Consider the following 19,076-nt stretch of genomic DNA (forward strand, 5'->3'; position numbering starts at 1 on the left):
GCTCTGAGCCCTCTCAGCCCACGAAGGGCGCCGCGTCAGGCCTTCAGGGAAGCCATCCACGCCTCGACCTCGTCGGAGCGCCGCGGCAGCCCGGCCGACAGGTTCAGGTTCCCGTCCTCGGTCACGAGGATGTCGTCCTCGATCCGCACGCCGATACCGCGGTACTCCTGCGGCACCGTCAGATCGTCCGCCTGGAAGTAGAGGCCGGGCTCGACGGTCAGGCACATGCCCGGCTCCAGCGTGCCCTGCACATACGTCTCGGTGCGCGCCGCCGCGCAGTCGTGGACGTCCATGCCGAGCATGTGACCGGTGCCGTGCAGGGTCCAGCGGCGCTGGAGACCCAGCTCCAGGACGCGCTCGACCGGGCCCTCGACGAGGCCCCACTCGACGAGCCGTTCGGCCAGCACGTGCTGCGCGGCGTCGTGGAAGTCGCGGTACTTGGCACCGGGCCGCACGGCCGCGATACCGGCCTCCTGAGCCTCGTACACGGCGTCGTAGATCTTCTTCTGGATCTCCGTGTACGTGCCGTTGACGGGCAGCGTGCGCGTGACGTCGGCGGTGTAGAGGGTGTGCGTCTCGACGCCGGCGTCCAGCAGCAGCAGGTCGCCGGAGCGGACCGGACCGTCGTTGCGCACCCAGTGCAGCGTGCAGGCGTGCGCTCCGGCGGCGCAGATCGAGCCGTAGCCGATGTCGTTGCCCTCGACCCGCGCGCGCAGGAAGAAGGTGCCCTCGATGTAGCGCTCGCTGGTCGCCTCGGCCTTGTCGAGGACCTTTACGACGTCCTCGAAGCCGCGCACGGTCGAGTCGACGGCCTTCTGCAGCTCACCGGCCTCGAACTCGTCCTTGACCAGCCGGGCCTCCGACAGGAAGACCCGCAGCTCCTCGTCGCGCTCGGCGGTCACCTTGTCGGTGAGGGCCGCCTCGATGCCGGCGTCGTGGCCGCGGACGACCCGGACCGGACCGGTCGCCTCGCGCAGCTCGTCGGCGAGCTCGCGGACGTCGGAGGCGGGGATGCCGTACAGCTGTTCGGCCTCCGTCAGGGAGTGGCGGCGGCCGACCCACAGCTCGCCCTGGCCGCTGAGCCAGAACTCGCCGTTCTCGCGGTCGGAGCGCGGCAGCAGGTAGATCGTCGCCTTGTGGCCGCCCGTGGTGGGCTCCAGGACCAGGACGCCGTCCTCGGTCAGGTTGCCGGTCAGGTACGCGTACTCGACCGAGGCGCGGAAGGCGTACTCGGTGTCGTTCGAGCGGGTCTTCAGGTTGCCCGCGGGGATGACCAGACGTTCGCCCGGGAATCGCGCGGAGAGCGCCGCGCGGCGGGCGGCGGTGTGCTCGGCCTGCGCGATCGGCTCAAGACCGTGCAGCTCCGTGTCGGCCCAGCCGGACTTCATGCTCTCGGCCAGCTCGTCGGACACACCCGGGTACAGCCCGTTCTTGCGCTGCTTGATCGGCTCTTCGGGAGTCTCGTCCGGGGTCTCCGGGTTGAGCTCGTCCGCCACGGTCTGCCTCCTATTTACGACTCTGGACCCCCACCATCGTACGGTCGTACGGAAGGGGGTCCAGAGCCGGAAGGCCTGTTACACAGGGCGTGCGGGAGCTCACTCGAAACGCGCCGCCAGCAGGACGACGTCCTCATCCGAGTCGGCCTCGTCCAGCCCGTCCGGCAGCACACTCCGCAGGACGTGGTCGGCGAGCGCGCCCGGGTCCTCGCGCAGGGTCCTGGGGACGCTCGCGGCGGCGGCGTGCAGCCGGGCGAAGGCCCGGTCCATGGGGTCGCCGGTGCGGTGCAGCAGGCCGTCCGTGTAGAGCAGCACCGTCTCACCGGGCTCGGCGCACAGCTCGACGCTCGGCGCCTCCCAGCAGGCGAGCATGCCCAGGGGCGCCGAGAGGGTGGTCTCCACGAACTCCGTGCGCCGCGGACCGATCACCAGGGGCGGGCTGTGTCCCGCCCCGGCGAGCGTGATCTTGCGAAGCGCGGGCTCGCAGAAGGCGAAGAGGGCGGTGGCGGAGCGGGCCGGTTCGGTCAGCCGCATCAGCAGTTCCAGATCGGAGAGTACGGCGACGGGGTCCTCGCCCTCCATCACGGCGTACGCCCGCAGGGACGCTCTCAGCCGGCCCATCGCGGCGACGGCGCTGGGCCCGGATCCGGTGACGGAGCCGACCGCGAGGCCGAGCGCGGCGTCGGGCAGCGGCAGCGCGTCGTACCAGTCGCCGCCGCCGCGCGGTCCCGTGCGGCGGCGGGCGGCGAGCTGGACCCCGGCGACCCGGGGCAGCCGGGAAGGGAGCAGTTCCTCGGAGACCGTCGTGATGCACGCGCGCGTGCGCTCCAGTTCCAGCAGCCGTGCCAGGTGTTCGGTCGCGTGCCGGGCGTACCGCCCGATCAGGTGGCGTCGGCGCTCGCCCGGCTCGGCAGGCTCGTCGTAGAGCCACACGGCGGCGCCCAGGCGGCCGGCGGCGTCCGTGGACAGCGGCAGCGCATAGCTCGCCGCGTAGCCGAGCAGGGCGGCCACCTCGCGGTGGCGGGGGTCGAGCCCGTCCTCGGCGAACAGGTCGGGCTGGGTGATCTCGGCCTCGCCGCCGGGCAGCCCGGCGGCCGTGTCGAGGAGCTTGCCGTACGCCGTACAGCTGCGCGGGATGGTCTCGATGTGGCCGAGATCGGCCCGCGCGAGGCCCAGTCCGATCGTCGTGTCGGGGCCGAGTCCGTCGCCCGGTTCCATCACGACGAGACCGCGCCGGGCGCCCACGAGGGCGGCTCCGGCGCGCAGCAGTTCCTCCAGTGCGTCGCTCAGCGTCGCCGTGCGTGCCAGGCGCTCGGTGAGTTCGTGGAGGGTGGTGAGATCGGAGACCAGACCGGCGAGACGATCTTGCAGATCGGCTCCGGGGCCGGTGGAAGAGGTGGCCGACGGGGTGGTCCTGGTGGCGGATGTCGGCGCGACAGTGTGTGCTGGGGAGGGAACCGTGGAATCGATTCCGGCCACTTTCGGGAGGTGAGGGGCGGTCATGTCGGCCGGCTTTCCGACCGGTGCGTATTGCTCAATAGCATCGCAAACCCCCATGTCGTTCTGCGCCGCAAGCAGTGTCTCCACATGTACACGCACTCGTGAGGGGATGTCCAGCATTGTCCTGCTGGGATTCCTGGTGTCCGTGCGACCGGCGGTAACCCTTGCGGGAAAGTAAAGTTGGCTTAAAACTGACTCGGGTAACGGCTTATTGAGGTCGACTGGCCTTGTTCCACAGAGCGTCACAGCGGTCGTGATGGGTACGTACTCGGTGAAGGCCAGGGGCGGTTGCGAATCGCCCGGAACCTGGCAGTGGATCCGGGCGTCTTAACCACCGACGACCGTGCCCCATCCTCCCGTGGCGGAGGCGGCTAGAAATACCCGGGACGGCAAAACGCCAGGCGCCGCCACCCCACGCCATGCCCATGCTTCAGGCACACGCAAGACGGACGCGGACGAAGCCAGACGCTCGGCCCAGAGGGGTTCCCCTTGTCTCCAGCAAGGGTGTGATGCGCCAGCAGGTACGCACAGTGAAGTGATCGACACATGATGTGAATGGTCCACAGTGTTGCCAGGCGTGCAACGGAAAGGAACGAGCGCTCATGCGCGAGATCCTCGGAAGGCGACGCAGGCTCCTGTCCAGGCGAGACAACGGCAGGCCTGAGATGCTCAAGTCAGCCCTGACCTTCGCGACCGAATGGCAGTGGCCCGTACTCCCGGGTGTGGCGTCGGACCCGCAGGGGCGTGCCCGCTGCGGGTGCCCCGACCCGGAGTGCACGGTGCCCGGCGCCCACCCCTTCGACCCAGGCCTCCTCGCGGCCACCACCGACGAGCGCATGGTGCGCTGGTGGTGGACCAACCGGCCGACGGCACCGATCGTGCTGGCCACCGGCGAGAAGGCCCCCTGCGCGGTGAGCCTGCCCGCAGTCGCGGCGGCCCGCGCGCTCGCCGCGCTCGACCGCCAGGGCATGCGCCTCGGCCCGGTCGTCGCCGCCCCCACGCGATGGGCGATCCTCGTCGCGCCCTACTCCCTGGAGCAGCTCGGCGAGCTGCTGTACGCCAAGGACTACGTCCCCGGCTCGCTCCGCTTCCACGGAGAGGGCGGATACATCGCGCTTCCTCCGTCGGAGACCGGCCCGGGCCAGATCCGCTGGGAACGCGCGCCGCTGCCCGGCTCGGCCGCGCCCTGGGTACCCGATGTGGAAGCCGTGGTGGACGCCGTCGTGGAGGCTCTCACTCGTACGGGTGTGAGCGCGCCCGAGTTGTAGGGGTGTCGGGCGCGCGGCGAACCGGGCGCCCGCCCACGGTCGTTATCTTCAGCCCTATGCCGCGCCACTCCGGGGGACGACCCCGAGACACCCGAAGAGTTCGTCTGCTCGCACTCGTGGGCGTGGTGGCGGTCGCGGTCGCCCTTCCGCTGGCCGTGGCATCCGCGGGACCCGTCGAAGACCTGGGTCCCGCGGATGCGCATGCGCCCGAACGTTCCGACCGATCCGCACCCGACAGCGACAGCGACAGCGACAGCGACAGCGACAGCGGCAGTGAAAGTGACAGCGACGGCACGGGTAGCGGCGCGGGCAGTGGCTCGCGCGGCGACAGCGACAGCGGCAACGGTGAGGAGTCGGCACCCGATCCCGCGCGGTCGCCCCGGCTGCTCGGCCTCGGTCTCGCCACCGCCGCCCGCTGCGGCCCCGAACTCACCTCCGCCGACGGCATCGAGGCGCAGACCTGTGTGCTGACACAGGGTGAGGAGACATGGGCGCGCACCTACTACCGGAACGCGACCGGCGGCGAGCTGAGTTCCGTACTGAGCCTCATGGAGCCGGGTGGCCGCACGGTGCTGATGCGGTGCGTGGTGAGCGCGCAGGACGACCCCGGGGCGTGCGAGACACCGAGGCGGCGTACGACGGGAGATGTGGGGGCGTACGCGGCGGTCGCGGAGTTCGCGACGGGCGGCGAGGACGGGCCGCTGCTGCTGCGCTCGGGGAGCAACTCGGCCTCGTAGCAAGCTGGTTGACGCGTTCCGGGACTCCGCACCGGATTCCGCGCATGAGAAGACCCGGTTGCTGGCGACGGGGGATGCACCAGCAACCGGGCTACTCGAACGGTAACAAGAGATCGGCGGTTCGCAAATTCGGTCTTGGCTATTCGGACACGAATTTACCTGCCAGTAGCGGGAGTTGTGACAGGACTCACCACTCAGGTGGGTCCTGACCGTCTGACCGTCCGGTCAGTTCCCTTCCTGTGTGTCAGCTGAGCGTCACCTGTCGGTTGGTGAGGCCGCCGCGGGCCCGGCGCTCGTCCGCCGTGAGCGGCGCGTCCGTGGCGAGGGCGGTGGTGAGACGCTCGGCGAACTCGGCCGCCGGCTTCTCGATGTCGTCCGCCGTGACCCCCGTCGGCAGGTCCCAGACCGGCACGGTGAGCCCGTGCGCCCGGAAGGAGCCGACCAGGCGGGTGCCCTCGCCCAGACTCGACTTCCCGGCGACGTGCAGCCGCGCGAGCGCGTCCAGAAGCCGCTCCTCCTGGTACGGCATGACCCAGCGCAGGTGGTTCTTGTCGGGGGTCTCGCACCAGTAGGCGGCGTCGACGCCGGAGAGCTTCACCGTCGGGATGGCGGCGGCGTTGGCCCGCTCCAGGGAGGCGGCCACCTCGGGCGACGCGTTCTCCGCGTCCGGGACCCAGAACTCGAAGCCCGCGTGCACAACTGGCTCGAACGCGCCTTCGGGGTCGAGGAGATCCTGGAGCCGCGGGCTGTCGGCGGGGGCGCGGCGGCCCTCGACCGGGGTGCCGGGCTTCGCGGTGAGCGCGCGCTGGAGGGTGTCGGCCAGGTCGCGGCTGATGTCACCGGACGCCGTGTCGTTCTGGAGGCCGATCAGGACCGAGCCGTCGTCGCGGCGCAGCGCGGGCCACGCCATCGGCAGGACGGTGGCGAGCGTGACCGAGGGGACGTCGTCCGGCAGGCCGTCCCTGAGCGTCAGCTCGACGGTCGCGGCGGGTACCAGTTCGCGCAGCGCGATCCAGTCACCCTCACCGGCCAGGCCCTCGAAGGGGCGCTGCACCAGCTCGGTCGCGGCGTGCGCGGCGGCCCGGCCGTGGCATGCCTTGTAGCGGCGGCCACTGCCACAGGGGCAGGGCTCGCGGGCGCCGACGACCTGGACGTGTCCATCAGCGCCGTTGGCACGGGCACCATCTTTCAGCTGAGGCTGCTTGGCCTTCGTCTGGGCTCGCTTCTTGGCCATCGTGGGTGTCTCCCGGTTACGGCTCGTCTGGTACGGGCGCGAGCCTAGCCGTTCGTACCGGAGCCGACGGGACCCTGTGGACAACGAACCCGGTCGTCCCGGAACGGATACTCCGGTCCGGCGGGGGTGGTGAGGACCCGGTCGGGGCCAGCCTGTGCCGCCGCGACGAGTTCGGTTCGGGCCGGTGGTGAGGAGCCTGTTCCGGGCCGGGCCGGGGCGGTGAGGGGCGGTTCCGGGGCGGTGTCGTTGGGAGTCCGGGGAGGGCCGGTGTCGTGACGAGCCCGGTCCGGGCCGGTGTCGTGAGGAGTCCGCTCAGGCCAGGTCGTCGAACGCGTCCGCGAAGTCCAGGTCGGGTATCGCGGGGCGCGGTATGAGCGGTCGGTGTCGCCCGGCCGTCGATGTGACGCGCGTAGCCGGATCGTCCCGTTGTCGGGCGGGCTTCGTGCTGCTCTGGCTGCTCCGGACGACGACCCAGACCGTGATCTCTCCGTGGGCGTCGTCCCGGACGCCCCAGTCCTCGGCGAGTGCCGTGATGATGTTCAGCCCGCGGCCGCCGCGCGCGGTCACCGAGGGGGTGGCCGGGACAGGACGGGTCGGTCCTCCGCCGTCCGTCACCTCGACCGTGAGCCGTCCCGACGGGTCGACCCGCCACGCGGCGCGGACGTCACCGTCTCCCGCCAGGGCGTCGCCGAGCGGCCTGCCGTGCCGGCACGCGTTGCTGAGCAGTTCGGAAAGGATCAGTACGGCGTCGTCAATGACCGTTTCCGGCACTCCGCCGGTACGCAGCTGATCACGCATCCGGTGTCTTGCCTGCCCCACGCCCGCAGGGCCATGAGGAACGGCCATGCTCGACGACGCGGGCACTTCCTGTGCCACCACCAACGCCACCCCCGAGACCTCCTTTGCCCCACGCCACGGTGTGGATGCCCCTTTGAACTGGACCGGAAACCGGCCAATCCACGTCTGCTGACGCACTCGTAACGATCGAATACGGACCGAACGCGCCGGTGCACTCCTCGTGACCACGTGGCTGGTTCTCGACGGTGTCGTGTGGGCTTTTGTGCGATGGCTGGCCGGAAGTGTGCTGTTCCGTCAGCGGGCCAGCTGACTCAGTACCGCGCGCGGTCGGTTGGTGATGATGGCGTCGATGCCCAGCTCAACGCAGAGATCGACATCCTCGGGTTCGTTCACGGTCCAGACGTGGATCTGGTGACCGGCACGTTTCAGGCGGTCGATGTACCCGGGGTGACTGCGTACGATCCGCATCGACGGGCCCGCGATCCGGACACCCGCGGGCAGCCTTCCGTCGCGCAGGCGGGGTGACACGAACTGCAGCAGATACACCATGGGCAGGGTCGGCGAGGCGGCCCGGACGCGGAGCAGCGAGCGCGCCGAGAAACTCATGACGCGTACGGGCGACCCGGCTGCGGAGTCCGGGGCGTCCAGGCCGAAACGCTTCAACAGAAGTAGCAGCCGCTCCTCGACCTGGCCGGCCCAGCGCGTGGGGTGCTTGGTCTCGATGGCCAGTTCCACGCGTCGGCCCGCGTCGGCGACGAGCTCCAGGAGTCGCTCCAGGGTGAGGACGGAGGTGTCCTCGCGGTCCCCGGGGCCGTACTCCCAGTCGGGGGACTCCTCGCGGTTCTTCCAGGCGCCGAAGTCCAGCGCCGCGAGGTCGGCGAGCTCCAGGGCCGAGACCGCTCCGCGGCCGTTCGACGTACGGTTGACGCGGCGGTCGTGGACGCAGACGAGATGGCCGTCCGCGGTCAGCCGTACATCGCACTCGAGGGCGTCCGCACCGTCCTCGATCGCCTTCTTGTACGCGGCCAGCGTGTGCTCGGGGGCGTCCTCGGAGGCTCCGCGGTGGGCGACGACCTGGATCCGGTGCTGTCGTGCGTGGGTCACCGCGTCATGGTGTCACCGTCGAAGGGCCGACGTGAGGGCGTATACGCCGGGAATGGGTTAATTTCGTCCGACAAGTCCCTTGTAAGGGTTGGTCTCGGACACACAGGCACCGCTTATGGTGCTCTGACGTCCAGTGGGAAAAGCTGACGGCAGACAAGAACACATGTACATGCACAGCTGAATCGCGCCGGACCGCCGACAAGCGTGAGCGAGCGTGACCGAGTGCGACCGAGAACAACAGCCGTGGATCGAGGAGAAGAGCTGTGAGCACCGAGAACGAGGGCAACGCAGTACCCCCGGCCCCGTCCGCACCTCCCGTGCCGGTGGACACTCCCGCTGCTTCCGCGCCGAGCGCCACGCCCGCGGAGAGCGCGCCGACCGCTCAACTCCCGTCGGTGCCGCCCAACGCCCCCGGCGCACCGGAGCAGACACCGGCGTACGGTGCGCGGGATCAGGAATCGGCGTACGGGTCGCAGGGCCAGGCGCCGGGCTACGGTTCCCCGGACCAGGCGCAGACGCAGACGTACGGCGCATCGGGAGAGGCGCCCGCGTACGCCTCCGTGGGGGGCGGGGCTCCCCACGCGCAGGGATATGACTCCGGAGCGCCCGGGGCCACCGGTCCTTCCGGGGCGCCGGTCTCGGCGGCCGACGCGAACTGGCCGCCTCCGCCGCCCGCCACCCCCTCGTACGCGGACGGCGGCGGTTCGGGATCCGGCTGGGGCTCCTCCCACCAGCAGCCCGCCCACAAGGCGGGCGGCGGTCGTGGCGGTCTGGTCGCCGCGATCCTCGTCGCCGCGCTGGTCGCGGGCGGCGTGGGCGGCGGCATCGGCTACTCACTGGCCAAGGGGAACGACGACTCCACCGGCTCGACCACGGTGTCCGCCTCGGAGAGCGGCGGCGACGTGAAGCGCGCCGCGGACACCGTCGCGGGCGTGGCCGCCAAGGCGCTGCCGAGCACGGTCACCATCGAGGCCGAGAGCAGCAGCGGCGAGGGCGGCACGGGCACCGGCTTCGTGTTCGACAAGGAAGGCCACATCCTCACCAACAACCACGTGGTGGCGGACGCGGTCGACAACGGCAAGCTCACCGCGACCTTCTCCAACGGCAAGAAGTACAACGCCGAGGTGGTCGGTCACGCGCAGGGTTACGACGTCGCCGTCATCAAGCTGAAGAACGCGCCCTCGGACCTGAAGCCCCTGGCCCTCGGAAACTCCGACAAGGTGGCCGTCGGCGACTCGACCATCGCGATCGGCGCGCCCTTCGGCCTCTCGAACACGGTGACCACGGGCATCATCAGCGCCAAGAACCGCCCGGTGGCCTCCAGCGACGGCACGTCGAGCAGCGCCTCGTACATGAGCGCGCTCCAGACGGACGCCTCGATCAACCCCGGCAACTCCGGCGGTCCCCTCCTGGACGCCCAGGGCTCGGTCATCGGCATCAACTCGGCGATCCAGTCCAGCGGCAGCCTCGGTGGCACCAGCCAGTCCGGTTCCATCGGCCTGGGCTTCGCGATCCCGATAAACCAGGCGAAGAACGTGGCCCAGCAGCTGATCAAGACGGGCAAGCCGGTCTACCCGGTGATCGGTGCCTCGGTCTCCCTCGAAGAGGGCACCGGCGGGGCGAAGATCACCGAGCAGGGTGCGAGCGGCTCCGCCTCCGTCACGGCCGGCGGCCCCGCGGACAAGGCGGGCCTCAAGTCCGGCGACGTCATCACCAAGCTCGACAACCAGGTGATCGACAGCGGCCCCACCCTCATCGGCGAGATCTGGACCCACAAGCCCGGAGACACCGTCAAGCTCACCTACACCCGCAACGGCAAGACCCAGACGACCGACGTCACCCTCGGCGAACGCGAGGGCGACAGCTGACCCGGAACCCCGACGGCTCCCGGCGCCCCACCCCCCACCCGACCTGTGGGCCACCAGCCCACGACACCTCCCGAGGCCGGTAGGCTGTAGCCGCTTCGTCCCTGGTGGGCCGGGGCGAGGGTGGGTTGCCCGAGCGGCCTAAGGGAACGGTCTTGAAAACCGTCGTGGCAGCGATGTCACCGTGGGTTCAAATCCCACACCCACCGCAGTGGTTGAGAGCCCCTGACCAGCAGGATCGGTCGGGGGCTCTCGGCGCGTCCGCTTTCCGTCAGTGCCCGTCAGTGCCCGTCAGTGCCAGTCATTGCCCGTGGTGCCTCGGCCGATCGGGCACGCGAAGCGCACGGTCATCCCCCTTGCTTCCGGCACACGAACTCGTGAGCGGGAATGACGGGCTCGCCGGGTGTCGGGTCGATGGCGCCGATCCTGATGGCCACTGTGGCCACGGGGATCGGAGTGTTCGCTGCCCTCGGGCGCATCAAACGCCAACGGTGCCCCGGCGGGACCTTCTTCGCCGGCAACTCGAACGTGGCCAGCTCGGCTCGACCCATTCAAGGTCATCCGGGTCGAACTCCGGGTCCGGTGCTGCTGTGGCGCCCTCGCACACGGCGAGCTCGTTGGCGACCTTGTTCCAGCACCTGCGCCTTTCGGCCTTATTCGCCAAAGTCGCGCTTCAGTAGCCATATCGCCGCACAGCCGCCACTACTGCCTCCTCGAACCACCGCTCACCCCTCCCCGCACCCTGTTGGCGGTGGCGGCGACGTACCGACTCGGTCACGCGCGCGTGCGGGCGCGGGTTCATCCTCGGGGGCGTGCGACAGGCAATCACGGGCGGTTTCCCGTCATCCTGGCTGCCGACGCCACCGTGGAGCGGGCCTCGCGGAGGGTGAGGCCGGTGTGGACGGCCGCGTCGATGAGGGCGGGGGTCAGGGCCGGGCCGATGCCGTTCTCGTAGGCGCGGCAGGCAGCCCAGAAGAGACGGGTGTTGCGCTGGCCCGCGTGGGCCGCCAGGACGAACTGGATCAGGCCCTGGCCCTGCCCGTGCACGTCGCCCGGTGTCGAGGACGTCGGCTTGGCGTGCCGTGATGGCGGCAGGAGCAGTCGTAGCAGGGCCGGCGGGCAAGGGGCGGGCGCCAGGTGAGCGGTGCCCGGGGCGGTGCTGTAGGCGCCGTGGTCGGTACGCGAACCGGGTCCGACGAGATAACCGCCGGCGCCACGGACGTCGATACCGGGGGCCAGCCGGCTCGCCGAGTTGGGGACGGCCACGTCCGGCGGACCGCTCAGCCACAGGTGGCGGCCACCGCTCGGGGTGAGGACGACCACGGTCTCCGGGATGGTGAACAGGTGCCGCAGCGCCAGTTCGCGCAGGGCCGCGGACGACTCCGTACCGGACTTGGTGTCCAGGTCGATGCCGATCAGGTGGTAGGGCGGCAGGCCACAGGCGATGCCATAGCCGGTGGCCCATGGGGCGGCCGTGAAGAGCCTTCGAATACGGCGCGGGTCGGTCGAGGCGTCGTACACCCCGTGCCCGAAGCGGCCGCACTCGCCGTGGCAGACGGGCAGGCCGGCGGGGTCGGTGCGGTGGGGGGAGCGGAGCGCGGGGAGCTTGGTGCGGGACAGCGGGATGACCGCGAGGCCGCGCTCGGCGGCGGACAGTGCGTGGGCCAGGGCCATGGTCGTGGCCTGCCGGTCGGTGGTGGTGGCCATGCCTCTATGTTCGTACGAGTGTTCGAAAAAGGGAAGAGGGTTCGGCGAGGCGTCGGAACGGCGAGGGGTGTTTCGGAGGTTGCGGGGGAGATTGGCCGAAAATGTGCCGGAACGCTTCATCCCGTGCGGTGACTGCTGTCCGACCTCACGCGGGGGCCTTGAGCTGCGGATTCGAGCCAGGCGCGATGGGCGGAAGGTCGCGAAAGGCGTTTATCGACATGTCCTCACGCTTGAGGGGGAATCGGTGCTTCCGGGGTGGTTCGCCGGGGGTTCGGTGGGCAACTCTGGATTCGCGACGTCGTGCACATCACCGAGGCGGTCGGCCAACTGCCTTGGTACAAGCCGTACTTCCCGGTTCACGCCGGTGCGTACATCTGGTTCTTCTGGAGGAATTCACATGGCAAGCATCCGTACCGCCCGCGTCCTCGCCGCCGTCGCAGCTCTGCCCCTCGCGGCCACCCTCTTCGCGGGGGTCGCGACGGCGGACAACGGCGCCTTCGCGGACGACGGATCGAACGCGGCGGTGGCGACCGTCAGCGGCAGCGGTGTCGGTGGCGACAACTTCGGAAACTCGTCCACCACACAGCAGCAGGCGGTCGGCTCAGGCGCCTCGAACCAGAACAACACGGCCCAGGTGAACGGTTCCGCGTTCACGGCCATCGACCAGTCGAACAACGTCGTCAACTTCACCAACCTCTGGTGGTGAGCCCCGGGCCGATGCGCTCACATCGGCCCGGTGACCCCCGTGCGGGGTTGTGCTCTGCGGGGTTGTAACACGTCTGCGCGGCGGTGCTTCGGTGCCGTCGCGCAGACGATTTCGTGTCTCCACGCGCGCGTGCACATGTCCCGGCGGTCATGTCCCGGCGGCCATGTTCCGGCGCCGACGCGCTGGCGCCCGCCCGCCCGCGCGCGCGTGGCGGGGTGCCGGTGCCGGTGCCGGTGCTCACGCTCTTGCGCGCATCTGCCCGGGAGCGATCAGGGGCGCCCAGCTGACGCCGGAGGGGCGCCCTGACGTAGGTGGAGGTGGCGCCCAGGCATAGGCGAAGGGGTGCCCGAGGAGGGTCCGTGACCTTGACAGTCGACATTGTCTGACGGACAGTCAGAAACCCTTGTTCGTACGAGGTCCGGGAGGCCGCCGCCGTGCACCTCGCCCCCACCGAACGCCAGCAGCGGCTGCGCGCCGAACTCCGTACGTACTTCCGCGACCTGATGCCCGACGGCCCACCGCGCGCCGATGACCCCGCCGGGCAGCGCGCGCTGCTGCGCCGCATCGGCGCCGACGGACTGCTCGGACTCGGCTGGCCCGTCGCGTACGGGGGGCAGGGGCGCGGCGCGGACGAGCAGTTCGTGTTCTTCGACGAGGCGTACCGGGCCGGCGCGCCCGTGTCGATGGTCACGCTGAACACCGTGGGACCGACGCTCATGAAGTACGGGAGCGAGGAACAGAAGGCCTTCTTCCTGCCCCGCATCCTGAGCGGTGACCTCGTCTTCGCGATCGGCTACTCGGAGCCCTCGGCAGGGACGGATCTGGCCTCGCTGCGGACGCGGGCGGTGCGGGAGGGCGGGGGCGCGGCCTCATTCGGTTCAGCGGGCGAGCCGGATCCAGTCGGCGTCGGCGTCAATGGCGGCGGCGAGGGCGAGGGCCGCGTCGGTGGCAGCGCCGGGGGCGGCGACGGTGACTGGCTGATCGACGGGCAGAAGATCTTCACCTCCAACGCCCAGAACGCCGACTGGATCTGGCTCGCCTGCCGGACCGACCCGGCCGCGCCCAAACACCAGGGCATCTCCATCATCCTCGTGCCGACGGACGCGCCCGGCTTCTCGTGGACGCCGATCGAGACGGTGGGCGGGCTTACGACGACAGCGACGTATTACGACGGGATCCGCGTCCCGGCCACCAACCTCGTCGGCGAAGAGAACGGCGGCTGGGGACTCATCACCAACCAGCTCAACCACGAGAGGGTGGCCCTCGCCGCGATCGGCATGCAGGCCGAGGACTTCTACGCGGCCGCGCTACGGGCGGCGAACTCACCTGATCCGGTGACAGGTCGGCGCCGGATTGACGAGCCGTGGGTGCGGTTCCAACTGGCTGAGGCGCATGCCCGCCTGGCGGCATCACGCCTGCTCAACTGGCGTTTGGTGGCCGATGTGGGGGCCGGTCGACTGGCGCCGGGCGACGCCAGCGGCGTGAAAGTGGTGGGAACCGAATCGGCGGTGGCGGTGTACCGAATATGTCAGCAAATTGTCGGAGCGGACGCCCTGGTCCGCTCCGGTTCGCCGGGGGCGTTCGGGGACGGCGAGCTGGAGCGGATGAACAGGGCGGCACAGATCAACACGTTCGGGGGCGGGGTGAGCGAGGTGCAGCGGGAGATCGTGGCGACCATGCGGCTCGGCATGCGGAGGGGGCGGCGGTGAGCGACGTGGGCAAGGAAGACGTGGGCAAGAAGGACGTGGGCAAGGAGGGGGACGGGAGCGGCGACGTGGCCGTGGTGTCCCGCGCGTTCGAGGAGCGGCTCAAGGCGTACGAGGGCCGCGCGGCCGCCGTCGCGGGCGTGGGCAAGGACCCGGTCAACGAGCCGATGATCCGGCACTGGTGCGAGGCGATGGGCGACACCAACCCTGCGTACGCGGGGCCGTACGCCATCGCCCCGCCGACCATGCTCCAGGTGTGGACGATGGGCGGCCTCTCGGGGCACATGGCCCGCTCGGACGCTTACGACGAGTTGCTCGGGCTGCTCGACGCCTCCGGGTACACCTCGGTGGTCGCCACCGACTGCGAGCAGGAGTATCTGCGTCCACTGCGGCCCGGGGACGAGATCACCTTCGACGCCGTGATCGAGTCGGTCTCCGCACGCAAGACCACCAAGCTGGGGACCGGGCACTTCGTCACGACGCGGATGGATGTGCGGGCGGGCGGGGAACCCGCGGGAACCCACCGGTTCCGGATCCTCAAGTACGCCCCGGCACGGGAACGGGTGCAGGGCTCAGGACGGTCGGCCCCCGCGGCGCGGACGAAACCGGTGGCCGGCCGACCGCGCCCGGTGATCAACCGTGACAACGCCGGCTTCTGGGAGGGCGTGGACCGGCACGAGTTGCTGATCCAAAGGTGCGAAGGCTGCGGCACGCTGCGGTTCCCCTGGCTGCCGGGGTGCAACGCATGCGGCTGCCTGGAGTGGGACACGGTCGAGGCGAGCGGCGAGGGCACGGTCTACTCGTACGTCGTCATGCACCACCCGCCCTTCCCGGCCTTCGACCCGCCCTACGCGGTCGGTCTGATCGAACTGTCCGAGGGCGTCCGGATGGTGAGCAACGTCGTGGGTGTGCCGTACGACAAGGTGCGCATCGGGATGCCGGTGCGGCTCGGATTCCAGCAGTACGACGACGGCTTGGAGCTGCCGGTCTTCCATGCCGGTGACTCCGGTGACTCCGGTGACTCCGGTGACGTCGGAGTCGCCGCTGACGCCGACGCGGCTCTCGCGGGCGGTGGTGGCTGACATGGACTTCACGCCCACGGAGGAGCAGGCCGCCGCCCGCGATCTGGCCGCCCGGATCTTCGGCGACCTCTCCACGTACGAGCGGCTCACCGCGGCCGGGACCGGCAGTGATGCCGAGCTGTGGAAGGCGCTGTGCGAGGCCGGACTCGTGGCGGCGGTGGCGGACACCGGGCTGCTCGGCCTGGTGCTGCTCCTGGAGGAGCAGGGGCGCACCACGGCTCAGGTGCCGTTCGCGACGAGCTGTGTGTACGGGCTGCTGGCGGTGGAGGCCCACGGTTCCCCGGAACAGCGGGAGCGGCTGCTGCCAGGGATCGGCGACGGGACTGTGGTGGTGGGTGGGGCGCTTTCGGGGCCGGGGCCGGGGCCAGAAGCGAGGGCGGTGGCGTCCGTCCGTACGGCCGATCTGTCCGAGGGGCGGTTGACCGGCACCTTCCCCGTGGTGCCCTGGTTGCGGGACGCCACCCATGTGCTGGTCGCGGACGACCGGCGTCGGCTGTGGCTGGTGCGGACCACCGAGGCGGCGTGCGAACCGGTGGAGCTGACGGCGCCCTGGTCGGCGGGGCGACTGACGCTGGACGGGACGCCGGGTGAGCGGCTGGGCGGTGACAGCGCGTACGAGGACGTACTCGCCACCGCGCGTACCGCCTTCGCCGGACTACAGGCCGGGGTGTGCGCGGGATCGCTGGCCCGAGCTGTGGAGCACACCAACGCGCGCGAGCAGTTCGGACGTCCACTCGCCGCCAAGCAGGGAGTCCAACTCCGGGCGGCCGACGCCCACATGGACACCGAGGCGATACGGGTGACGGCGTACGAGGCCGCGTGGCGTCGGGACGAGGGGCTGGCATACGCGACCGAGGCACTGACAGCCGCCTGGTGGGCATCGGAGGCGGGCCAGCGCGTGGTGCACGCCGGCCAGCATCTGCACGGCGGGACGGGGGCCGACCTGGAGCACCCCGTGCACCGGCACTTCCTGTGGGGGCGGCAGTTGGACGCCTACTTGGGATACGGGGGCGAAGTGCTCCAGGAACTGGGGGAGTTGATCGTGAACGGGGAGGCGGAGACATGAGGCCAGGGGGCGCAGGGGGCACGAGGGACGGAGTCGCGAGGACCGGAGACGACGGTGCGGCGGGTGTCGGCCATGCCGGATATGCGGGCGGCACCGGACATGCGCCGCACGGTGACGTCACGGTCGGCGACCCCGGGGTCGCCGAAGTGCGGGCCGGTGATTCGACAGGCGGCGGCTTGACGGCCGGCGACGTGAAGGTCGGAGACGTACTCCCCCCGCTGGAGATCGACATCACGCGCACGTTGATCGTGGCCGGGGCCATCGCGTCACGGGACTACCAGGACGTGCACCACGACGCGGAGCTGGCGCGGCAGAAGGGTTCCCCCGACATCTTCATGAACATCCTGACGACCAACGGACTGGTCGGTAGGTACGTCACGGACCACTTCGGACCCGGTGCCGTTCTCCGCGGGGTGGCCATCCGGCTCGGGGCACCCAACCACCCGGGCGACACGATGGTGCTGACCGGCTCGGTGGAGGAACTCGCCGGTGACACCGCGACGGTGCGGATCGTCGGGGCGAACGCCATCGGCAGACACGTGACCGGCACGGTGACGGTCACCCTCCGGTCCGGGGAGGCGTCATGAGCGTACGGACACGGGACACCCTGGGCGGGCGGGCCGCGATCGTCGGGATCGGGGCCACCGAGTTCTCCAAGGACTCGGGACGCAGTGAGCTCCGGCTGGCGGTGGAGGCGGTGCGGGCCGCGCTCGACGACGCGGGGCTGACGCCGGGGGACGTCGACGGGATGGTCACGTTCACGATGGACACCAGCCCGGAGATCACCGTCGCCCAGGCGGTGGGCATGGGGGAGCTGTCCTTCTTCTCGCGCGTCCACTACGGGGGCGGGGCGGCCTGCGCGACGGTCCAGCAGGCGGCGCTCGCGGTGGCGACCGGGGTGGCCGAGGTCGTGGTCTGCTACCGGGCGTTCAACGAGCGGTCGGGACGCAGATTCGGTTCCGGGGTGCAGCGGCGGGAGCCGTCGGCGGAGGGGGCGGCCCTCGGGTGGGCCCTGCCGTTCGGGCTGCTCACGCCCGCGTCCTGGGTGGCGATGGCGGCCCAGCGGTATCTGCACACGTACGGGCTGACGCCCGAGGTGTTCGGCCAGGTCGCCGTCGTCGACAGGAAGCACGCGGCGACGAACCCGGCGGCCTACTTCCACGGCAGACCGATCACGCTCGCCGAGCACGCGGCCTCGCGGTGGATCGTGGAGCCGCTGCGGCTGCTGGACTGCTGCCAGGAGACGGACGGCGGCCAGGCCCTCGTGGTCACCTCGGTGGAGCGGGCCCGCGATCTGCCGCACCCTCCCGCGGTGATCAGGGCTGCCGCCCAGGGTGCGGGCCGCGGGCAGGAGCAGATGACCAGCTTCTACCGGGACGACCTGACAGGGCTGCCGGAGATGGGAGTGGTGGCGCGCCAGTTGTGGCGGACGGCGGGGCTGACCCCGGAAGACATCGACGTGGGAATTCTCTATGACCACTTCACGCCGTTCGTGCTGATGCAGCTGGAGGAGTTCGGGTTCTGTGATCCGGGGCAGGGAGCGGACTTCGTCGCGGAGGAGCGGCTGCCGCTCAACACACATGGCGGACAGTTGGGGGAGGCGTATCTGCACGGGATGAACGGCGTCGCGGAGGCCGTACGGCAACTGCGCGGGACGGCCGTGAACCAGATACCGGGCGCCCGTCACACGCTCGTCACCGCGGGCACCGGGGTTCCCACGTCGGGGTTGATCCTGGGGGCGGACACGGACGCCGGCGCGGCTTCCTAGCCATCGGCCCTCGGTGCCCTCGGTGCCGTCGGCCGTCCACGAAGTCGGCCTGTGGCGTCCCGGGAGTCGCCGTGGCGTCCGCGGAGTCGCCTGTGGGCGCCGGGGGACCGGTTGCGTCCCGCGCACTGCCGCGTACTGCCGCCGTAGTCGTCCCTCAGGGGTGAACCCTCAGGGGGCAGGACTCGCTCGTCCACCTTCAGGAGGTGGGGAGAGCCCCCCACCTACAACCTGAGGCGGACACGGCTTCGGGACCTGCGGCCGATCCGCGAGAGTAGGGGTCGATCCTAGCGTGGAGCCATGACCACACCCGTCTGCACCAGCGCTTCGAACGCCGCGACGCGGGCCCTTCCGTACGCGCCCTACCCGTCGTTCGCGTCGTACGTGAAGGCACGCCAACCGGTGTTGCTGCGTACCGCACGGTCGCTGACCGCGAACCCGTGCGATGCCGAGGATCTGTTGCAGACCGCGCTCACGAAGACGTACGTCGCGTGGGAGCGGATCGAGGACCACCGGGCACTCGACGGGTACGTACGGCGGGCGCTGCTGAACACGCGGACGTCGCAGTGGCGTAAGCGCAAGGTCGACGAGTTCGCGTGCGACGAGCTGCCGGAGCCGGAGGGTGCGGCGCCTGCCGGGGACCCCGCCGAGCAGCAGGCGCTGCACGACTCGATGTGGCGGGCGATCATGAAGCTGCCCGCGCGGCAGCGGGCGATGGTCGTCCTGCGGTACTACGAGGATCTGAGCGAGGTGCAGACGGCCGAGGTGCTCGGCGTCTCCGTCGGGACGGTGAAGTCGGCGGTCTCGCGAGCGCTGGGCAAGCTGCGGGAGGATCCCGAGCTGGAGCCCGTACGCTAGCCGCCCCCTGGACGGACCCCGTCGCCCCAGGGCACCCCGCGCCCATCGTGGACGCCAGCCGCCGGCCGCCGGCCGCCGGCCGCCGGCAATTCGTCCCTGGCCATCGGCCAACAGCCCTTGGTCAGCGGTGTTCCGATGGCACGGCGACCTCTCGTTTTTCGGGAGATGGCCGCGAGCTTGATCG

At 70.7% G+C, this 19,076-nt stretch carries 16 protein-coding genes and 1 tRNA gene; 11 read left to right on the forward strand and 6 right to left on the reverse strand.

Annotated features, from left to right (window positions below; genetic code table 11):
- Positions 1-35 precede the first annotated feature (35 nt).
- Both ACIP79_RS07290 and ACIP79_RS07295 read right to left on the reverse strand, forming a co-directional pair.
- Positions 36-1,496, reverse strand: coding sequence for an aminopeptidase P family protein (locus ACIP79_RS07290; protein WP_401220429.1), 1,461 nt, complete (start codon positions 1,494-1,496; stop codon positions 36-38).
- A 99-nt stretch (positions 1,497-1,595) separates the two neighbouring features.
- Positions 1,596-3,116, reverse strand: a complete 1,521-nt coding sequence (locus ACIP79_RS07295) for a PP2C family protein-serine/threonine phosphatase (RefSeq protein WP_401220432.1) — start codon at positions 3,114-3,116, stop codon at positions 1,596-1,598.
- Positions 3,117-3,598: 482 nt separating this feature from the next.
- On the opposite strand from ACIP79_RS07295, the gene ACIP79_RS07300 reads away from it, so the two are divergent.
- Both ACIP79_RS07300 and ACIP79_RS07305 read left to right on the forward strand, forming a co-directional pair.
- Positions 3,599-4,264 carry a bifunctional DNA primase/polymerase gene (locus ACIP79_RS07300; RefSeq protein WP_401220434.1) on the forward strand — a complete coding sequence of 222 codons (666 nt, stop codon included), beginning with the start codon at positions 3,599-3,601 and terminating at the stop codon, positions 4,262-4,264.
- A gap of 125 nt (positions 4,265-4,389) precedes the next feature.
- Positions 4,390-5,001 (forward strand): hypothetical protein, encoded by a 612-nt coding sequence (locus ACIP79_RS07305; RefSeq protein WP_401220930.1) that lies wholly within the window; start codon positions 4,390-4,392, stop codon positions 4,999-5,001.
- 244 nt (positions 5,002-5,245) lie between these two features.
- On the opposite strand, the gene ACIP79_RS07310 is transcribed toward ACIP79_RS07305, so the two are convergent.
- The 3 genes from ACIP79_RS07310 to ACIP79_RS07320 form a co-directional block, all read right to left on the reverse strand.
- Entirely contained in the window at positions 5,246-6,235 is a 990-nt protein-coding gene (locus ACIP79_RS07310) for a DUF5926 family protein (RefSeq protein ID WP_401220437.1), read from the reverse strand.
- 312 nt (positions 6,236-6,547) lie between these two features.
- Positions 6,548-7,210, reverse strand: coding sequence for an ATP-binding protein (locus ACIP79_RS07315; protein WP_401220439.1), 663 nt, complete (start codon positions 7,208-7,210; stop codon positions 6,548-6,550).
- Between the two features lie 117 nt (positions 7,211-7,327).
- Complete coding sequence (locus ACIP79_RS07320) at positions 7,328-8,137, reverse strand: glycerophosphodiester phosphodiesterase (RefSeq protein ID WP_401220442.1); 810 nt, start codon at positions 8,135-8,137, stop codon at positions 7,328-7,330.
- 263 nt (positions 8,138-8,400) lie between these two features.
- On the opposite strand from ACIP79_RS07320, the gene ACIP79_RS07325 reads away from it, so the two are divergent.
- Together ACIP79_RS07325 and ACIP79_RS07330 are read left to right on the forward strand one after the other, a co-directional pair.
- Entirely contained in the window at positions 8,401-10,005 is a 1,605-nt protein-coding gene (locus ACIP79_RS07325; protein WP_401220445.1) for a S1C family serine protease, read from the forward strand.
- A 119-nt stretch (positions 10,006-10,124) separates the two neighbouring features.
- Positions 10,125-10,211 (forward strand) — tRNA-Ser (locus ACIP79_RS07330).
- 616 nt (positions 10,212-10,827) lie between these two features.
- On the opposite strand, the gene ACIP79_RS07335 is transcribed toward ACIP79_RS07330, so the two are convergent.
- Positions 10,828-11,709, reverse strand: a complete 882-nt coding sequence (locus ACIP79_RS07335) for a bifunctional DNA primase/polymerase (RefSeq protein ID WP_401220448.1) — start codon at positions 11,707-11,709, stop codon at positions 10,828-10,830.
- A gap of 397 nt (positions 11,710-12,106) precedes the next feature.
- On the opposite strand from ACIP79_RS07335, the gene ACIP79_RS07340 reads away from it, so the two are divergent.
- The 7 genes from ACIP79_RS07340 (at position 12,107) to ACIP79_RS07370 (ending at position 18,892) form a co-directional block, all read left to right on the forward strand.
- Positions 12,107-12,415, forward strand: a complete 309-nt coding sequence (locus tag ACIP79_RS07340) for a hypothetical protein (protein WP_401220450.1) — start codon at positions 12,107-12,109, stop codon at positions 12,413-12,415.
- Between the two features lie 434 nt (positions 12,416-12,849).
- The gene (locus ACIP79_RS07345; RefSeq protein ID WP_401220453.1) at positions 12,850-14,124 is read left to right on the forward strand and encodes an acyl-CoA dehydrogenase family protein; all 1,275 of its coding nucleotides are present in this window, start codon (positions 12,850-12,852) and stop codon (positions 14,122-14,124) included.
- A 65-nt stretch (positions 14,125-14,189) separates the two neighbouring features.
- A complete protein-coding gene (locus ACIP79_RS07350) occupies positions 14,190-15,203 on the forward strand; it encodes a bifunctional MaoC family dehydratase N-terminal/OB-fold nucleic acid binding domain-containing protein (RefSeq protein ID WP_401220933.1) in 1,014 nt (337 codons plus the stop codon).
- Position 15,204: 1 nt separating this feature from the next.
- Positions 15,205-16,269 (forward strand): acyl-CoA dehydrogenase family protein, encoded by a 1,065-nt coding sequence (locus ACIP79_RS07355; protein WP_401220456.1) that lies wholly within the window; start codon positions 15,205-15,207, stop codon positions 16,267-16,269.
- A 191-nt stretch (positions 16,270-16,460) separates the two neighbouring features.
- The gene (locus ACIP79_RS07360) at positions 16,461-16,856 is read left to right on the forward strand and encodes a MaoC family dehydratase (RefSeq protein ID WP_401220936.1); all 396 of its coding nucleotides are present in this window, start codon (positions 16,461-16,463) and stop codon (positions 16,854-16,856) included.
- Entirely contained in the window at positions 16,853-18,037 is a 1,185-nt protein-coding gene (locus tag ACIP79_RS07365; protein ID WP_401220459.1) for a lipid-transfer protein, read from the forward strand. Before ACIP79_RS07360 ends, ACIP79_RS07365 begins: the two co-directional genes overlap by 4 nt.
- Positions 18,038-18,334: 297 nt before the next feature.
- Positions 18,335-18,892, forward strand: a complete 558-nt coding sequence (locus ACIP79_RS07370) for a SigE family RNA polymerase sigma factor (RefSeq protein WP_383679049.1) — start codon at positions 18,335-18,337, stop codon at positions 18,890-18,892.
- The last annotated feature ends 184 nt before the right edge of the window (positions 18,893-19,076 follow it).

Source organism: Streptomyces sp. NPDC088747 (genome assembly GCF_044751025.1).
GTDB lineage: Bacteria > Actinomycetota > Actinomycetes > Streptomycetales > Streptomycetaceae > Streptomyces.